The sequence below is a fragment of the Vibrio kasasachensis genome, assembly GCF_050337565.1.
In the GTDB taxonomy this organism is placed as follows: Bacteria; Pseudomonadota; Gammaproteobacteria; order Enterobacterales; family Vibrionaceae; genus Vibrio; species Vibrio kasasachensis.
This window is the reverse complement of record NZ_JAKJTB010000015.1, coordinates 45,740-62,818: the sequence shown is the minus strand read 5'-3', so window position 1 is coordinate 62,818 and position 17,079 is coordinate 45,740. Positions and strand designations below refer to the sequence as shown.

Here is a 17,079-nt window from a genome sequence, read left to right as displayed (position 1 = left end):
TTGTTGATTAGAATGGCATTTTCATGCCTGGTGGTAACTGCATACCGCCAGTCACTTGGGCCATTTTTTCTTTTTGCGTTTCTTCTACGCGACGAGCCGCATCGTTAAATGCCGCTGCAATAAGATCTTCAAGCATCTCTTTGTCATCTTCCATCAGACTTTCGTCGATTTCTACACGACGCACGCTATGGCTGCCAGTGATCGTCACTTTAACGAGACCAGCACCAGACTCGCCGATAACTTCCATATTTGCGATTTCTTCTTGAAGCTTCTGCATACGTTCTTGCATTTGCTGGGCTTGCTTCATCATGTTGCCCATACCGCCTTTACCAAACATGTTTATCTCTCTGGTTGTGCTTAACAGAACCCCAATATAATAAGGTTCAGCTAATTGCTTGTGGTTGTAATGTTAGATTGGGGTCAAAAGCGATGCTTTCAACCCTAAACTGGTCTCACACTCTCTTTATCAAGCTCAGCTGCAAAGCGTCGCTCTATGAATTGTACGTGAGGATCTTGTTCTAAACTGTCAAATGCTTGTTGTAATTTACCTTGATAGAGTGCTTCGCGCAGCTCAAGAGGGGTTTGCCCCTTATCGCCAATCTCAACGGTTAAATGGCATTCTTCACCTAGGCAAGCATTTAACGCAGCCAACAGTTCAGCTTGCGCGCGATCTGTATTCAAATGCGCTTGTTGAGGTCTTAGTGTCAACGAAATCGTAGAAGCATTCTTCTCATAGAATGAATTTAGTGCTAATTGCTCTACCAGCTTAGCCGTATTCAACTGGTCTATCAAAGCTGCCCATGAGTTTTGAACTATCGACTCACCCGCGAGCTTCTCTACCATTTCAGGTGTCTTTTCGTGCTCTAACGCTTGTTTAATTAGAGTTGGCGTTAGTTCTTTTTTCTCTTGCTTGGTTTGCGGAAGGATTGGTTTCCAGCGATACGCTTCATCCTTCTCACGCTCAACCGGAACGGGAGGCAAACCATGCTTAAGTGGCGACACCTGCGCGGCTCCAACGTGTTTTTGAGCAACACGATCGAGCACAGATTCTTTCTTATTTGCAGATGTCGCATTAGCCTTTTTTGGCGAACCACTACCGACTGGTGCTTGCCCCGAGCGCTGAGAGCGCAGCTGATGGCGTAGTCCACCGATCGATGGTCGTGGTTCTGACGGCGATGCCGCCTGGCTTTGTGTCTGAGGCTGGCTTTCTTGACCAGAAGCAGGATGCTGCGCTGGCATCGGCGCTACATCGTAATCCTCATAATAATCTTCCGGTGGCGGTGCTAAGTCATATTCCGGAGCCATTGGGCGTGGCGCTAATTGCTGCACACTTGGCATGCTCGGTTGTGAATTAGAAGCACTGCTCGTTGGCGCTGCATGCGATGTCGCGCTCGGCTGCGGAGCAACTTGTTGTGGTTGATAAGACGATACCGGCTGGCTTTCTACTTTTGGCTGCGTATTCTGAACTGGATTCACAGCAGTAACTTGCGGTTGAGCCACAGTTGAAATCACATTGCTCGTTGCTGGCGCAGGGCGAAATGCCATCATACGCAATACAACCATTTCTAAGCCAACTCGCTCAGAGGGAGCAAACGGTAAGTCTTGGCGACCTTTAAGGGCAATTTGGTAGTATAACTGCACATCTTCCGGCGACAGCGAACGGCTTAGCAGTTCTACTTTCTCTGCATCCGGCTCCGCTTTATCCAGCGTTGATGGTAACGCTTGGTACATCGCTATCCGATGCAGTTGGGCGGCTAATTGATTTAGTAATCCATCCCACTCAACACCATTTTGTGCCAGGCGTAAAATAGCATCCATAGCCGTCTGCGGCTGCTTAGAAGCTATCGCCTCTAACAAATGCAGCGCTTGATCGGTATCAAGTGTACCCAGCATATGGCTAACTAGACCGGTTTGAACTTGCCCGTTACCAAGTGCTATCGCCTGATCAGTCAAACTCAGCGCATCACGCATACTGCCATCTGCAGCATGAGACATCATGCCAAGAGCACGCTGCTCATAACTCACTTGTTCGTGGTTGAGGACATACTCTAACTGTTGATGAATATCATCAACACTAATGGGTTTGAGATGGAACTGAAGACAACGCGACAAAATCGTCACTGGCAATTTTTGTGGATCAGTTGTCGCAAGTAAAAACTTCACATACTCAGGCGGCTCTTCCAAGGTTTTCAACAATGCGTTGAAACTATGGCGAGATAGCATATGAACTTCATCTATTAAGTAAACCTTAAAACGGCCGCGTGCAGGCTTGTACTGCACGTTATCCAGTAGTTCACGAGTATCTTCTACTTTAGTACGCGAAGCCGCGTCAATTTCGAGCAAATCTACAAATCGACCTTCGTCGATTTCACGGCAAGTATCACACTCACCACATGGTGTCGCAGTTATGCCGGTCTCACAGTTCAAACCTTTAGCAAACAAGCGCCCAATGGTGGTTTTACCTACCCCACGAGTGCCACTAAACAAGTAAGCATGGTGTAAGCGATTTTGCGCTAAAGCATTCTCTAGAGCAGTTAAAACATGGGCCTGACCAACCACTTCGTTAAATTTAGTTGGTCGCCATTTTCGCGCTAAGGCAAGATAACTCATGAACTCTTCCGATTAGTGACCATCAAACTCGCAGATGCTGTAAACATTCAGGCCTAATTTTTCTAGGCGCTTGTCACCACCAATTTCTGGTAGATTGATTACAAATGCTGCGTGCTCAACGTCACCACCAAGTTGGCGAATTAGTTTTGTTGTTGCTTCAATCGTGCCGCCAGTTGCTAATAGGTCATCAACAACTAATACTTTATCGCCTTCGTTGATAGCATCAACATGGATTTCTAGTATGTCAGTCCCGTACTCTAGATCGTAGCTTTGAGCGACAGTTTCACGTGGCAATTTGCCAGGCTTGCGAACTGGTACAAAGCCAACACCTAGCTCAAGTGCCAGTGGTGCACCAAATAGAAAACCACGAGCTTCGGTACCAACAACTTTAGTAAAACCCATTCCTTTATACTTATCCACTAATAGTTGGATAGTTGCTTGATATGCTGGTGCGTCTTCTAAAAGGCTAGTCACATCACGAAATAGGATTCCCGGCTTTGGGTAATCAGCGATAGTTTTGATGCTAGTTTTGATCAATGAGATTGTTTCAGTAGTCATAATTCATTCTTAATGATTGGCTACGCTGTCGTAATCATTTTAGCTCACGACTTGCGGATACTAATTGTTTCCATCTAACTAGGCTCAAAAAGCCAAGGATGAAAAAACAAACGCCCACTTTATATTGTGGGCACACTTCTCGCCAATATTAGTGATTTTCTTCTTGGTCAGCAAGGTGCTCTATCACAGGCAAACGAATAAACCAGCTTAGTAGCACTAGCAACATGACTAGTAGCATGATCTTTAGCCAATCATGCGGGACAATATAGATAGATAAGGTAAAACTCGCCACCATCACCATTGCGCCACGCCACTTAACTTTTTTCGATACTGCTCGATGTTGATGCCAGTTGAAAATGATCGGTCCAAATATACGATGCGCACTTAACCAATGATGGAAACGAGGACTGCTGCGCATAAAGCAAGCACTAGCAAGTAGGACAAATGGAGTGGTAGGAAGTACAGGAAGAAAGATGCCAATGACACCTAAACACAAACTCAAGCCACCTATCATGTTTAAGAAAAAACGTCGAATTGCGATGGCTTAGCTCCAAATCAATTAGAATCCAGCGTAGCCGTTAAATACACGGATCCAAGTCAACGTGGCTGGGAGTGTTGGGATTAATAGTACTGCGATAAACCCAATAAAGTAGAATACATTATAAGGTTCTTTAAAATCTTTGTCTGCCATTGCTCAATCTCAAATCTGTAAGGAAAAGAAAAACTTTCAAATCGACACGATAATGTTATCGATATGTTTTGTTTTTGTTGAGCTTGGCACTATACCTTAATGCTGGAGCGACAAACACGGAGAGGAAATAGGGTTATTAGCTGAAAAAGCAGCTTCTATGAGCTGCTTATCTTAGTCGAGCTAGGCTTACTTAAATTAATTGCGCGTAATATCAATGATATCCAACGAAAAGCTGCTTGTACCTAATCGGCTAGAGCTAACCGAACATCGATTGTGGATCATCAGATCGGCTATCTGATGATTGCTCGCACAGCTCTCCCCTAAACGTCGACTTGGGGTCACTTGTCTCGAGCCATCTTTACCCGAAAATCTCGCCTCTAATCCTGCAGGCAGTAAACTAACCGTACCTTCAGCCACATTTGCGATACCGAAAACAGCATCAATGGGAGCGGCGCACTCCGCACAATTAATCCCCTTTTCTAATATATCTGCGATGTCTTTTAAGTCCGCACTTTGTGACTTAAGCCCACGTAAGTAGTCATGAAATAGTGCGCGTACTAATAAAGTAGTCGCGGAACCATGGGCAGTGTCTGAATCAATCAAATAAAAAACAAATTGCCCACTCATCAACCACGCGTAATCAAAAACTAAAGGCATAACATCCGTTGACTGCAGCAACCGATAGCTACATTTCCAGTCTCCTTGCGTCGTATCTTTCGCTGGTAGTAAAGCCAATAGAAAATCTTTTGCTGCTATTGGATTTTGCTCTAAGTACTCTAAATGCCAGTGTAATTCTTGCTCTTCTGGCATTTCAGCACCATCAACTCGGAACCATTGACTAGAGAAATCTCTCTGATCACTCAAATGGTTATCTGAATCCTCGAGTGTACTTTCAATAGCGTCACGTAAATTATTCGGGTTTGAAATCGGCTTGGTGAGAAAATCTTTTATCCCGCATTTAACCACTTTGGCCACATCGGCAATACTCTCAGTCGCAGAGACCACGATCATCGGAATGGAAGGATAAGCAATGCTGACTTCTTCTACAAATTCCACACCATTTAAAACAGGCATAGATAAATCACACAGAACGAGATCGGGTTCGTACTCCCTTAAGAACTTCAGTCCTTCGAGCCCATTTTCAGCTTCAAAAACTTCATAGCCTTGCACTTCTAGGTAGGCGCCAGTAATTCGACGGAATATAGGGTCGTCATCGACCAACATGACACGTTTTCTGTGCGCGGCTGCATGGTCTAACGGTAAGACTTGCGGCTCGGATATCTTATGCATAGTACCGCCTTACATCCCCTCTTTGGTGATGAGATTTAACTATTGTTATATTTATTAACTAAACAAAATGCTCCTCTTACCTTAGACTCGAACCATAGTTTATACAAATCTGTCAATTTTTAACTTTGTTGCATACTAGATATATTCGAAATAACATATGATCTCATTACTTGTTGATGTGTCTCAATCTTTAGCAGAGATGATCAATATAAATTAACGTAAATCGTAAATAAATGTGTCTGAATGATGAAATTAGATGACCTTAACCTGTTTCGATTGGTTGTCGAAAATGGGAGCTACACAGCAACATCTCGAAAAACGATGATCCCAGTTGCAACTATTACGCGACGTATTCAAGCTTTAGAGGATTCATTGAACCTTCGTCTGCTCAACCGTCATGCGCGCAAGCTATCGCTAACCGAAGCTGGGGAACGCTTTTTCAGTGAATGCTCACCACTATTGCAACGCCTATCCAATGTCACTGAAGAGATCTCGGATGAATGCCGCGGAGCAGCAGGTAAGATTCGAATTTCGTCACCATCAAATCTGACCAAGCGGATGATGATGCCGATGTTCAATGAATTTATGTGTCAATTTCCTGACATTAGCATTGAACTCACAACCAGCAACCATGCAGATCAGCTTGATCCTACTGAGTGGGATGTTATTTTCCGCGTTGGCCCTCAACGCGACTCTAGTTTGATCGCCAGAAAAATAAGCTCAGTGAAAGATATTTTGGTCGCAAGCCCACAATATTTGAGCTTGAACGCAGCTCCAGTGCATGCTGAAGAACTGCATGACCACACCCTACTAAAAGGTCATCCTCTACTTAAGTGGCAACTAATCAATGAAAGCGGTGAAGTTGTCATCAATAACGAAAAAGCCCGCTTCCAAGCCAGCGCGCTCAATGTTATTCGTAGTGCATGCTCTGAAGGCTTAGGCATCACTCTTATGCCCGATGTGATGATTCGTGAATATATTGAAGATGGTAGTTTGGTTCAGGTATTACAAGATTGGAGCGCAAACCCACGTGATATCTATATGCTGTACAACCACAAAGATCACTTACCTGAAAAGGTACGGTTATTCATCGATTTCGTGATTGCATACAACATTCACTAATTGAATCGATATTAATAAAAAAAGAGCTTGGTAATACCAAGCTCTTTTTTTATCGAACTATACCCAATAAACTTCAAGTATGACGGGTATATCGCTTTATAAGAACTCGACAAACTTGCTCAATTCACGCTCAGGCACCTTCATTGGCGTACAGCCCGGCGTACCTAAATAGAGAAAGCCAACAATCTTGTCTTCACCCTTTAGTTTAAAAGCGTCTCGTACTTTCTCATGAAGCATCCACTTTCCCGAGCGCCAAAATCCTTGATAGCCTTGCGCCACCGCTGCCATTTGCATCGCGTGCGCCGCGCAACCAGCGGATAGATACTGCTCAAACGCTGGAACCTTGTCATGTTCAGTCACTTTTGCGATCACCGTGATCACCATCGGCGCACGAAACGGCGCGTGGCTCGCCTTCTCAATTACCGCATCATCACGGTTATCAGCCTTTGCTGCATCAACCAATATATTAGCCAGTTTCTGCAAGCCCTCTCCTTGAGAAATCACAAACCGCCATGGGGTTAAACCGGCATGGTCTGGCGCGCGCAAACCCGCACGAATAATGTTTTCAAGTACTTTTCCTTCAGGAGCTGGCGCAGACAAACGTGCAATCGAGCGACGATTAAGAAGTAGATCTAGAGCATCCATAAGCATTCCTATTTAATTAACCTGAACCTGAGATAAGACTAGAAGCTTAAACAAATTCACTCCCATCGACTGTCATCACCAAGATTATATGGTTTTACTCATTGTTTTTATTATTAATAATAACCGTTTTTTAACAATTTACGCAATTATAGGCATAAAAAAACTGGCTTATAAGCCAGTTTTTACTATAACCAAGAAACTTGAAGATGCAGGTAGGCGGCGAGTAAGAAAGTCCCATGAGCATAGGTGAACTATGTGATTGAGGCGCACGAACACAGCCAACACCGCTGCAACTTCAAGTATGACGGGTATAAACGAACAATCTCTGAGGAATCACTATATAAGTGACTCAATACCATAGTCTTTGCCATAATTCTCTACAACAAAGTCGATATCTTTATCACCGCGACCAGATAAATTAATCAACACCGAACCTTTCAAACCTTGTTTTGCCAGTTTTATCGTATAAGCGACTGCATGAGATGATTCTACCGCTGGAATAATACCTTCTATACGCGAGAGCTCGAAAAACGCAGCTATTGATTCGTTATCATCTGCTGTGCCGTATTGAACACGACCTAGATCTTTTAAGTAACTGTGTTGAGGTCCTACCGATGGATAGTCCAACCCACTCGCAACGGAGTACACCTCTTGTGGCTCATCAGCGTCATCTTTTAGCATGTAAGACTTGAATCCATGCATGACACCGGGCTGCCCAAGTGTCAGAGTCGCCGCGTGCTCACCCACTTCATCCAGCGAACGCCCCGCAGGCTCAACACCGTGCATGGCAACCGTTTCATCTTCCAAAAACGCAGTGAATAACCCCATAGCGTTAGAACCACCACCAACACAAGCAACTAAATTGTCTGGTAGTTTGCCCGTCATCTCTTGAAATTGCTCACGAGCTTCATTACCGATAATCGATTGGAAATCTCTGACCATCATAGGGAAAGGATGAGGACCAACAACCGAACCGATGGCATACAGTTGATTAATCGGATCTTTTAAGTAGGCTTCAAATGCTGAATCTACCGCCTCTTTAAGGGTTTTCCGCCCATGGGTTGCAGGGATAACATTCGCCCCAAGAATGCGCATACGCACAACATTTGGATGCTCTTTCGCAATATCCACTTCACCCATGTAAATATCACATTCTAGCCCAACCAATGCTGCGGCTGTCGCCAGCGCAACACCATGTTGTCCTGCTCCGGTTTCGGCAATTAGCTTCTTTTTACCCATTTTTTTAGCTAATAATGCTTCACCCAGACAGTGATTGATTTTGTGCGCTCCGGTGTGGTTGAGATCTTCACGTTTTAAATAGATTTCAACACCGTATTTTTGAGATAGGTTCTCAGCATGAAAAATAGGGCTAGGACGACCAACAAAATGTTTATAAAGTCGCGCTAATTCAGTTTGAAACGCAGGATCTTGGCGACACTCGTCATACTGAGCCGTAATTTCGTTCATTACCTTTTGCAGTTCTTGTGGAATAAAACTACCGCCATATTCACCAAAATAGCCTTCCGCATTAGGTAGAGCATGATTGAATGTGTTTTTCATTGGACTCCTTGTCCTATCTAACTAGTACACCTGAACATCATATGGTTAAAGTGTATTGCCCACAAATGCAACAAATGACATTAGCTAACTAAGTCACACTTTTATAACAGAAAATATACGCAAGGATGTAAAAAAGGTGGGCATTACACCCACCTTGAATTTATACGTAATAACCAATTTGTAGAACACCGCTGCAACTTCAAGTATGACGGGTATAGAACGAATCACCTACGCTTGCTCTGGTTAGTAAACCATCACATGGCGCAAACCGTGCACCGAACTTCGATGCATGTTCGTTCATTATTTCTACTAATTTTACGATTCCAATTTGATCCATATAACGGAAAGGTCCACCTAAGAATGGCGGAAAACCGATACCAAAAATTGCGCCTATATCACCATCTCTTGGTGAACGAATGATGCCTTCATCTAAGCAACGGGTGGCTTCATTTAACATTGGTAACAAACAGCGTAGCGCTATTTCTTCTTCATTTAATTTAGCTTCAGGTTTTAGATTAAGCAGCTGATAGACCGTTTTATCTACTTGCTTATCCTTGCCTTTATAAGTGTAAAAGCCTTTGCCACTCTTACGCCCTTTTCTGCCATCATTAAGTAAGGTTTCAAACACGTCAGGTCCTTGGAAACGCTCTCCTAGCTCCTTAACAAGGATTGGCATAATTTTCGCGCCTATATCGATGCCGACTTCATCAAGTAAGGTAATTGGACCAACTGGGAACCCTGCATTGAGCAGTGCGGTATCGAGCTGCTCAATCGGCTCACCGGTTAACAAAATTTGCGCGGCTTCATTCATGTAAGGGGCAAGAATTCGGTTAACGTAAAAACCTGCTTGGTCTTTTACTACGATTGCCGTTTTGCCCTGTTTACGCGCCAATTCAACCACGGTTGAAATCGCCTCACCAGACGTGCCTTCATGTGGGATCACTTCCACCAGCGGCATTTTCTCTACCGGGCTAAAGTAATGCAGCCCAACCACATTCTCTGGGCGCTCTGCTTTCTCCGCTATTTGAGAAATGGGCAATGATGAAGTGTTGGTGGCAAATATGGTTGTCGGCTTCGCATTTTGTTCCACCTCGCTCACCATTTGTTGTTTAAGCGCTAAGTCTTCAAATACCGCCTCAATCACCACATCTATCTGGTTAAAACTGGTAAAGTCTGTACCGCCTGAAAGTTGGACCATTTTTGCTTGCAGTTGAGGCTTGGTTAAAATTCGGCGTTTACGTTGTTTATCAAACAGTTTGTAGTTGTAGCTAAGGGCGTTGAGTACGCCATCATTACTGACATCTTTAATCCTCACGGGCAACTTAGCTTTTGCGACAGAGACGTGGGCAATACCCGCGCCCATCAATCCTCCACCTAGCACGCCCACACACTTAACGGGAAGTGGTTTTGCATCACCACCATGCTCTTTTTTCATTTCAGTAGTAGCAAAAAAGATTGAACGTAACGCTTTTGACTCCGGTGTCATTACTAACTCACCAAAACGCTTCGCTTCGTATTCTAGCCCTTTGCTCATGCCCTTCTCTAAGCCATAACGAATGACCTCTAAAATGGCTTCAGTAGCTGGGTAGTTACCACGAGTTTTCTGTTGAGTTTTTTTTGCTGCTTGTTCAAAAATAACCTTGCGACCTAAACCCGTTTTCGAGATTAACTTCTCTTTGGTTGACTCTTTGCGTTTGGCTTTTTTCTTCTTCTCAATATATTGCTTGGCAGCATCCAACAAGATTGAATGAGGAACACACGCATCAACCACGCCGAGTTTTTTCGCTTTCTTCGCCCTTAGCTGCTTACCCGTTAAGATCAAATCCAGTGAAGGCAATAAACCAATGAGTCGCGGTAAACGTTGCGTACCACCAGAACCTGGCAATAAGCCTAGCTGCACTTCCGGCAAACCAATACGGGTTTTATCATCATCACTGCATACTCGATAATCACAAGCCAGCGCGAGCTCTAAGCCACCACCTAAACACGGACCGTGAATTGCCGCTACAACCGAAAAAGGGAGCGCGGACAATTTTTGGAACATCTCTTGCCCATTAGTGGCTAAAGCTTGTGCTTCTTCACTTGTTTGACAAGCATCCAGCATGCGAACATCAGCACCTGCGACAAAGTTATCCGGCTTACCCGAATGAACAATCAGTCCTTTAAGTGTTGCTTTCTGCTGTTCGATTTCAGCGAACACTTGTTCCATGTTCGCAACAAATTCCGCTTGTAAGGTGTTCATTTTTTCGTTGGGTACATCAATACACAGCCAAGCTATATTTTGCTCATCTATAATCAGATTGAATGCTTTCAAATCAGTCATTACTCAACCTCCAAAATCATTGCTGCGCCCAAACCGCCTGCAGCACATGCGGTATTCAATGCTAAACCACCGCCACGACGTTTTAATTCACGTAGTGTTTGCGTCATCATACGCGCGCCCGTTGCGGCAAATGGGTGGCCATAAGCAAGTGAACCACCGAGCACATTGAACTTATCCATATCAATTTCACCAATCGCTTTGCTTCGCCCAAGTTTCTGTTGAGCGAACTGATCACTAGCGAACATCTTCACGTTTGACAGTGCTTGCGCCGCAAAAGCTTCATGCATATCGATTAAGGTTAAGTCATTTAACGTGATACCTGCGCGATCAAGTGCCAGTGGCGTGGCATACGATGGACCCATCAACATATCTTGTTCTACACCAATGGCGGAGAAGGCGTAAGAACGGATATAACCGAGGATATCAAGCCCTAGTTCTTTCGCTTTCCCTTCACGCATCAGCATAATAGCCGCAGCACCATCGGTTAGCGGGGTACTGTTCGCCGCAGTGACAGTGCCGTATTGGCGATCAAATGCAGGCCTTAGCTTGGCATAGCTTTCTAGCTGAGAGTCGTGGCGAACATTATTGTCTTCTGCCAGCCACTTTTTATAAGGTTCAGGGAAAGCCGTCATCACTTCACCAGCAATTTTTCCCTCTTTCCATGCAAGAGAAGCCAGCGAATGGGAGCGGTGTGCTAAAGAGTCTTGCTCTGCTCGGGTAATGCCATGACTTTTCGCCATCTGTTCGGCAGTTTGCCCCATTGATAAACCCGTTGAGTATTCAGCAACCGCAGGGGGGACAGGCATCAAATCTTTTAAGGATAAGTTCTTTAAAATAGCCAACTTCTGCGCCATTGTTTTGGTTTTACTCAGCGCCAGTAGATTTGCAGCCAACGTCTTCGATACACCGATAGGCAATACAGATGATGAATCAGCACCACCAGCAATACCAACATCAATCGTCCCTGACATTATGCTCTCTGCCACGTTAACCGCCGCCTGAAAGCTGGTAGCACATGCACGTGTCACACTATAAGCATCAGTGTGAACATTCATTCCGGTTCCCAGTACGATTTCACGCGCTATATTCGGTGCTTCGGGCATTTGCACCACTTGACCAAAAACAACCTGCTCGATCAATTTTGGATCGATATCGGTACGAGTGAGCATTTCACTGATCACCATTTTTCCCAAATCAACTGCGGGTACTTGGCTAAACTCAGTACTCTGCCGCGCAAAGGGGGTGCGCAGCCCAGCAACGATAGCGACTCGTTCTCCTGAGCGAGTGGTTACTTCCTGCTTACTCATTGTTTCTCCTTAATCAATAAGAGGTCTGACCACGGTTATTGTAATCAGTTTGTTAAATCAATCAAACATCTGTTTAAATAAACGTGATTTACCGTTAGTAATTTTCGCTAACACGATGAATAATATGGTTGTGACGGAAGTAGAATTAACTATAGTTAAGGCAAGTTAGTTCGCCAAAGATTGTGAAAGGAAAAACGACAGGCAAAAAAAAACCACACAAAGCTGTGTGGTCGGAATGTATAAAGCAATTAACTCACGCCAATTGAAAATAATCAGTTTCCTGATTAGGAGAAAGTAAAGTCAGCCTTCAAAAGGAAGTGTCATCTTGCTCAACTGTTAGTGCGAACACTAACTAGATGACAAGGTGTACTATAACCGCTGAGTTATGATGTTTTTTGAATTAGATCAATTTTTGATTCGATTTCTACCGTTATTGCACGGGTAATCGTTTTCTTTAACTCAAAAACGCCATTTAGTGACGGTTTTATTACATCTTTCTGTATATTTACTCCAATCACGAGCTCAGTTTGGGAGGCTTTGTGGCCATCTTAGATTTTTTTGGAAAGAAAAAGTCACAACGTCCGGTCGAATTAGATATGGACAGACACAGAAAATACGAAGCGCTAGTGAGAGCGTATCATCGGGACTTGTATCGCTATGGATACTGGTTATGTAAAGATCCGACGATTGCCGAAGACTTGGTTCAAGAAACCTGTTTGCGAGCATGGAAATCACTAGACAGCTTACAAGATGAAAAGGCCGCGAAATCTTGGCTTATCACGATTTTGCGCCGCGAAAACGCACGTCGCTTCGAGCGAAAGCAATTTGATTTGGTTGATATTGACGACCATACCAATGAAGCCAAAGTCAGCGATGACGCCCACCATCAAACTGAGTGGATTCATGCACAAATCATGAAACTCGAAGTGGAATACCGCGAACCGCTTTTTCTACAAGTAGTTGGTGGCTTCAGTGGTGATGAGATCGGTCAAATTTTAGAATTGAACAAGAATACCGTGATGACACGTCTATTCCGAGCAAGGAACCAACTAAAAGATATGTTGGAATCCGAAGGCAATCACAAAGGAGCGCACAATGGATGAACTAGAATTCCGTCGTCGAATTATGTCCGATCCCAAACAACGGGATAACGACATTATCGATGCGATGCGTACCAATGACAGCAACAACAAGTTTGCCGATGATATTTTGGATCTCGACAGCCGCATCGCTAAGGCGATGAATGTTGAAGTACCGGAAGACCTTGCTGACCGTATTTTGTTTAATCAAAGTTCGCGTAATCAAGCTAATGTGATCAAACCAAACTTCATTAAACGCAGCATGGCGATGGCAGCATCGGTTGCCTTTATCGTCGGTTTATTAGTCGGACAGATCAACTGGGGCAATGTAATAGTCACTCCCGCTCAAGCCAGTTTGGCTGATACGGCTATCGAACACGTGATTGCTGAAAAGCCGTTTGTCGACCACCTTGATGAACAAGTCAATACACGGCAGATTAACGCCAAGATGGCACCGTTTACTCACCAGTTGAACGAACCATTCCCGTTCCATGTGTATTATTTAAACCATTGTGGATTTGGTGATGCGAACGCACTGCACATGGTATTCCAAGGTGAGCGCGGCAAGGTCACTCTATTTATGACCAATATCCCTTCTAGCCATGTTGAAGATTTCCACAAAGCGGGCATGGAAGGTATCGTTGAACCTGTTGGCAATGCGAGCTTAGTGATTGTTGGTGAGAAAGGCGAAAATGTAACCAACATCGCCGATTCTATCAAAAAACTTATCAAACCAGTTGCTATCTAACTGAATGAGCTCTAGTTAATAACTAGGGCTCTTTTTACCCTCAAAAATTAGAGTTAATACTCTATAAAGTCGATTTTAACCGCATTTTCCTGCTTGATAGCCTTCATTTCCGCAATTTTATCATCAAATTAGCCAATGGTCGGATTTCATTCTTCTATACTTCGGAATACTATCAGCCCCAAATGAGCAAATGCTCAAAAACAGCGCCCATTAGAGGTGACTAAAAAAGGAAAAAGCAATGAACAAAACGCGTCTGTATAAAAAGACACTGCTTGCAGTAACGATCTCACTCGCATCGTCACTGACAGCACAACAAGCTCTCGCCGCAGGTTTTCAGTTAAACGCACAATCCGCGACTGGTATTGGTCGTGCATTTGCTGGTGACGCTGTCATCGCCGATAACGCATCGGTCATGGCTCGTAACCCAGCTGCTATGGCTCTATTTGACAAAATGGAACTGTCGCTCGGTTTTGAAAGCATTACTTCTTTGATTGAAGTGAGCGATGCTAAATATAATGGTACCAGTATTCCAGATACTGATGATGTCGGTGCCACCTCAATCGCACCAAACATCCACCTTATCGTACCAGTCAATGACAAGTTTGCATGGGGTGTTAACGCCTACTCTAACTTTGGTACTAAGACTGAATTTGAAGATAGCTATCCTGCAAGTGAATTCGCCGGGTTAACTGACGTTAAAAGCTTTAACTTTGGTTTAGCGGGCTCTTACCGCCTCGATGAACAATGGAGCTTTGGTGCGGGTATTGACCTGATTTATGCACAAGGCACCTTTAAACGAATCTTTAGTAACGGCACACCTGTACTTGATATTGATAAAGCTGACGGCTGGGCGGTTGGGTTTAATGTGGGTACCGTGTATGAGTTAGACGAAAACAACCGTTTTGGTCTGGCTTATCACTACAGTCCAGAATTTGAAGCCGAAGATGATTACGGTCAAAAAGTAACGCTGCAATTACCAGATATTGGTGAGTTTTCTGGTTACCACAAAATTGAAGACACCAAGTTCGCGGTGCACTACTCTATCCAATACATAGCTTGGGGAGATTTTGATAAAATAGATTTCTCCAACTTAGATGGAACACAGTCAACAATAGCGGCGGGCGCAGCTGCTCTAAATGGCGGTGTATATTCAAGCGAATACATGTGGCAAGACGGTTGGCACTACGCAATTGGTGGTACTTACTACCTAAACAGCGATTGGACGCTACGTGCGGGTTATATGTATGACACCAGCGCACAAGATGAAAAAACATCAATTTCTGTACCAGATTCAGACCGCCAATGGTTTTCAGCTGGTTTCACTTACCATATTGATACAGCGTCTAACGTAGATTTTGGCTTCACTTACTTGCTGGGTGATGACGTAAAAGTCGAAGAATCAACCGATTTAGGAACTTCAATCACAGCAACAACCCACGCAGATGCAATCTTGATGGGCGTACAATACAGCCGCAGCTTCTAATTGCTAACGCTTTAAGTACTATATAAAAGGGCTGGTTTTCCAGCCCTTTTTTGTGCCTATCAATTGACCATCAGATCCTGCCAATCTTTTCAGCGTACACGTATACATGTTTACTAACGAAGCAAATGTTAAATTTCACGCAAATTAAACAACACAAGTGTTCGCCGAGCCAATGAGTGGTCTTACCACTTTACTGGTTGTTTATATCGCAACAATGATTATTTAAAGAATTTAATCTCGAAAACGTCATTTGTTGTGTTTTTTATTTTTAAAGTTTTTACTCTAAATTTAACATCCCTGCATCGAGTCAAATCATATTCAGCGAACATTACAATGAAAACAAATAAGTCTCTCCTATCACTTGCAGTGGCATGTGGTTTAATGTCAGCTTCAGCAACTGTTAACGCCGCTGGCTTCCAACTAGCAGAATACTCAGCGACGGGCTTAGGTCGTGCATACGCGGGTGAAGCAGCAATGGCTGACAACGCAAGCTCACAATGGCGTAACCCTGCGTTGCTAACCTACCTAGAAGGGACTCAAATTTCTGTAGGCGCTATTTATGTAGATCCTAATATTGATATCGACGGCACCAGCGGTGGTACAACTCCAGCGAGTTCATCTGATTTCGCTCATGATGCTGTGATCCCCAACTTCTATGTTTCGCATAAGTACAATGACAAATTTGCACTAGGCTTTGCGCTGGGTACCAACTACGGTATGGAAACCGACTTAGGCAAAGACTTTCGTGGTGCAAACCACGGCAACGAAGCCAGTGTCATTTCAATGGAAGCTAACCTGAATGCTGCCTACCAGTTAACAGAAGCGGTAAGTATTGGTGGCGGTCTGCGTATTGTACAGGCGGAAGGTAGTTTCGGAGCTACAGCAACAGATACACTGCCTACTGGCACAACACTTAAATACATGGAAGGTGACGATACTGCTTTTGCATGGCAAGTAGGTACAGTTTGGCAGGTTAACGAAACTAACCGTATCGGTTTTACTTATAAATCAGAAGTTGATCTGACGTTAGAAGGGCATGCAAAAGGACTTGGTTTCCTCTCGGATGCCCCAGTGCCTAAGGCTCAATATGCAGGCTCAATGAACCTCGCTTTGCCAGCAACGGCTGAGCTAGCAACTTATCATCAGCTAAATGACAAAGTCGCCATCCATACCAGCATCAATTGGACAGATTGGAGCAGCTTTAAAGAGTTGGTTGCTAATATCCCAGAGTTCGGGTCTGCTAGTTCACAAGATATCAAAGAAGAAAACTGGGAAGATAACTACCGCTTTGCGATTGGTTCAACGTACCAATACAGCAATAAGCTACAACTTCGTACAGGCGTGGCGTATGACACCTCAGCTGTAAGTGAAGAGCACCGCACTGCAACCATTCCAGAAACCGACCGCCTATGGCTAAGTATTGGTGCTGGTTACCAATGGTCTGAGCAACTTACACTGGATGCGGGCTTTACTTACATTATCGCTAAAGATGCCAAAATGCATGAAAGCGATCCAAAAGCAGACGCTTTCGGTGGCACATTTGAAGGCGAAGTATCTGGCAGCATTTGGCTAGTGGGTGTACAAGCGAACTACAAGTTCTAAGCTTGAGCTAACAAATTATTAGATTAATATACCCGTTATACTTGAAGCTGCAGCGGTGTTG

At 44.1% G+C, this 17,079-nt stretch carries 15 protein-coding genes; 5 read left to right on the top strand and 10 right to left on the bottom strand.

Annotated elements, in window-relative coordinates; translation table 11 throughout:
- Positions 1-7: 7 nt before the first annotated feature.
- The 6 genes from L4C38_RS13025 to L4C38_RS13000 form a co-directional block, all read right to left on the bottom strand.
- Positions 8-337: a YbaB/EbfC family nucleoid-associated protein gene (locus tag L4C38_RS13025; RefSeq protein WP_428797989.1), complete on the bottom strand. Its 330-nt coding sequence runs from the start codon at positions 335-337 to the stop codon at positions 8-10.
- A 104-nt stretch (positions 338-441) separates the two neighbouring features.
- Positions 442-2,610, bottom strand: a complete 2,169-nt coding sequence (gene dnaX, locus L4C38_RS13020; RefSeq protein WP_428797988.1) for a DNA polymerase III subunit gamma/tau — start codon at positions 2,608-2,610, stop codon at positions 442-444.
- 12 nt (positions 2,611-2,622) lie between these two features.
- Positions 2,623-3,168, bottom strand: coding sequence for an adenine phosphoribosyltransferase (gene apt / locus L4C38_RS13015; protein ID WP_428797987.1), 546 nt, complete (start codon positions 3,166-3,168; stop codon positions 2,623-2,625).
- 148 nt (positions 3,169-3,316) lie between these two features.
- The gene (locus tag L4C38_RS13010; protein WP_428798092.1) at positions 3,317-3,709 is read right to left on the bottom strand and encodes a YbaN family protein; all 393 of its coding nucleotides are present in this window, start codon (positions 3,707-3,709) and stop codon (positions 3,317-3,319) included.
- An 18-nt stretch (positions 3,710-3,727) separates the two neighbouring features.
- Positions 3,728-3,859 carry a hypothetical protein gene (locus L4C38_RS13005; RefSeq protein ID WP_428797986.1) on the bottom strand — a complete coding sequence of 44 codons (132 nt, stop codon included), beginning with the start codon at positions 3,857-3,859 and terminating at the stop codon, positions 3,728-3,730.
- 195 nt (positions 3,860-4,054) lie between these two features.
- Positions 4,055-5,149: a response regulator gene (locus L4C38_RS13000; protein WP_428797985.1), complete on the bottom strand. Its 1,095-nt coding sequence runs from the start codon at positions 5,147-5,149 to the stop codon at positions 4,055-4,057.
- 246 nt (positions 5,150-5,395) lie between these two features.
- On the opposite strand from L4C38_RS13000, the gene L4C38_RS12995 reads away from it, so the two are divergent.
- The gene (locus L4C38_RS12995; protein ID WP_428798091.1) at positions 5,396-6,271 is read left to right on the top strand and encodes a LysR family transcriptional regulator; all 876 of its coding nucleotides are present in this window, start codon (positions 5,396-5,398) and stop codon (positions 6,269-6,271) included.
- 96 nt (positions 6,272-6,367) lie between these two features.
- Here the strand turns inward: L4C38_RS12995 and L4C38_RS12990 are convergent, their stop codons facing one another.
- The 4 genes from L4C38_RS12990 to fadI all read right to left on the bottom strand — a co-directional run bounded on the left by L4C38_RS12990 (position 6,368) and on the right by fadI (position 12,106).
- A complete protein-coding gene (locus L4C38_RS12990; RefSeq protein ID WP_428797984.1) occupies positions 6,368-6,916 on the bottom strand; it encodes an NAD(P)H nitroreductase in 549 nt (182 codons plus the stop codon).
- Positions 6,917-7,252: 336 nt separating this feature from the next.
- Entirely contained in the window at positions 7,253-8,476 is a 1,224-nt protein-coding gene (gene trpB / locus L4C38_RS12985; protein WP_428797983.1) for a tryptophan synthase subunit beta, read from the bottom strand.
- Positions 8,477-8,675: 199 nt separating this feature from the next.
- Positions 8,676-10,799, bottom strand: a complete 2,124-nt coding sequence (gene fadJ, locus L4C38_RS12980) for a fatty acid oxidation complex subunit alpha FadJ (RefSeq protein ID WP_428797982.1) — start codon at positions 10,797-10,799, stop codon at positions 8,676-8,678.
- On the bottom strand, positions 10,799-12,106 hold the full coding sequence (gene fadI, locus L4C38_RS12975) for an acetyl-CoA C-acyltransferase FadI (RefSeq protein WP_428797981.1): 1,308 nt from the start codon (positions 12,104-12,106) through the stop codon (positions 10,799-10,801). The genes fadJ and fadI overlap by 1 nt, the downstream gene beginning before the upstream one ends.
- A gap of 596 nt (positions 12,107-12,702) precedes the next feature.
- Here fadI and L4C38_RS12970 point away from each other — a divergent pair.
- The 4 genes from L4C38_RS12970 to L4C38_RS12955 all read left to right on the top strand — a co-directional run bounded on the left by L4C38_RS12970 (position 12,703) and on the right by L4C38_RS12955 (position 17,018).
- Positions 12,703-13,209 (top strand): sigma-70 family RNA polymerase sigma factor, encoded by a 507-nt coding sequence (locus L4C38_RS12970; protein WP_428798090.1) that lies wholly within the window; start codon positions 12,703-12,705, stop codon positions 13,207-13,209.
- Positions 13,202-13,933 carry a DUF3379 domain-containing protein gene (locus tag L4C38_RS12965; RefSeq protein ID WP_428797980.1) on the top strand — a complete coding sequence of 244 codons (732 nt, stop codon included), beginning with the start codon at positions 13,202-13,204 and terminating at the stop codon, positions 13,931-13,933. Before L4C38_RS12970 ends, L4C38_RS12965 begins: the two co-directional genes overlap by 8 nt.
- Before the next feature lie 238 nt (positions 13,934-14,171).
- Positions 14,172-15,416, top strand: a complete 1,245-nt coding sequence (locus tag L4C38_RS12960; RefSeq protein WP_428797979.1) for an outer membrane protein transport protein — start codon at positions 14,172-14,174, stop codon at positions 15,414-15,416.
- A gap of 333 nt (positions 15,417-15,749) precedes the next feature.
- Positions 15,750-17,018: an outer membrane protein transport protein gene (locus L4C38_RS12955; protein ID WP_428797978.1), complete on the top strand. Its 1,269-nt coding sequence runs from the start codon at positions 15,750-15,752 to the stop codon at positions 17,016-17,018.
- Positions 17,019-17,079: the final 61 nt, after the last annotated feature.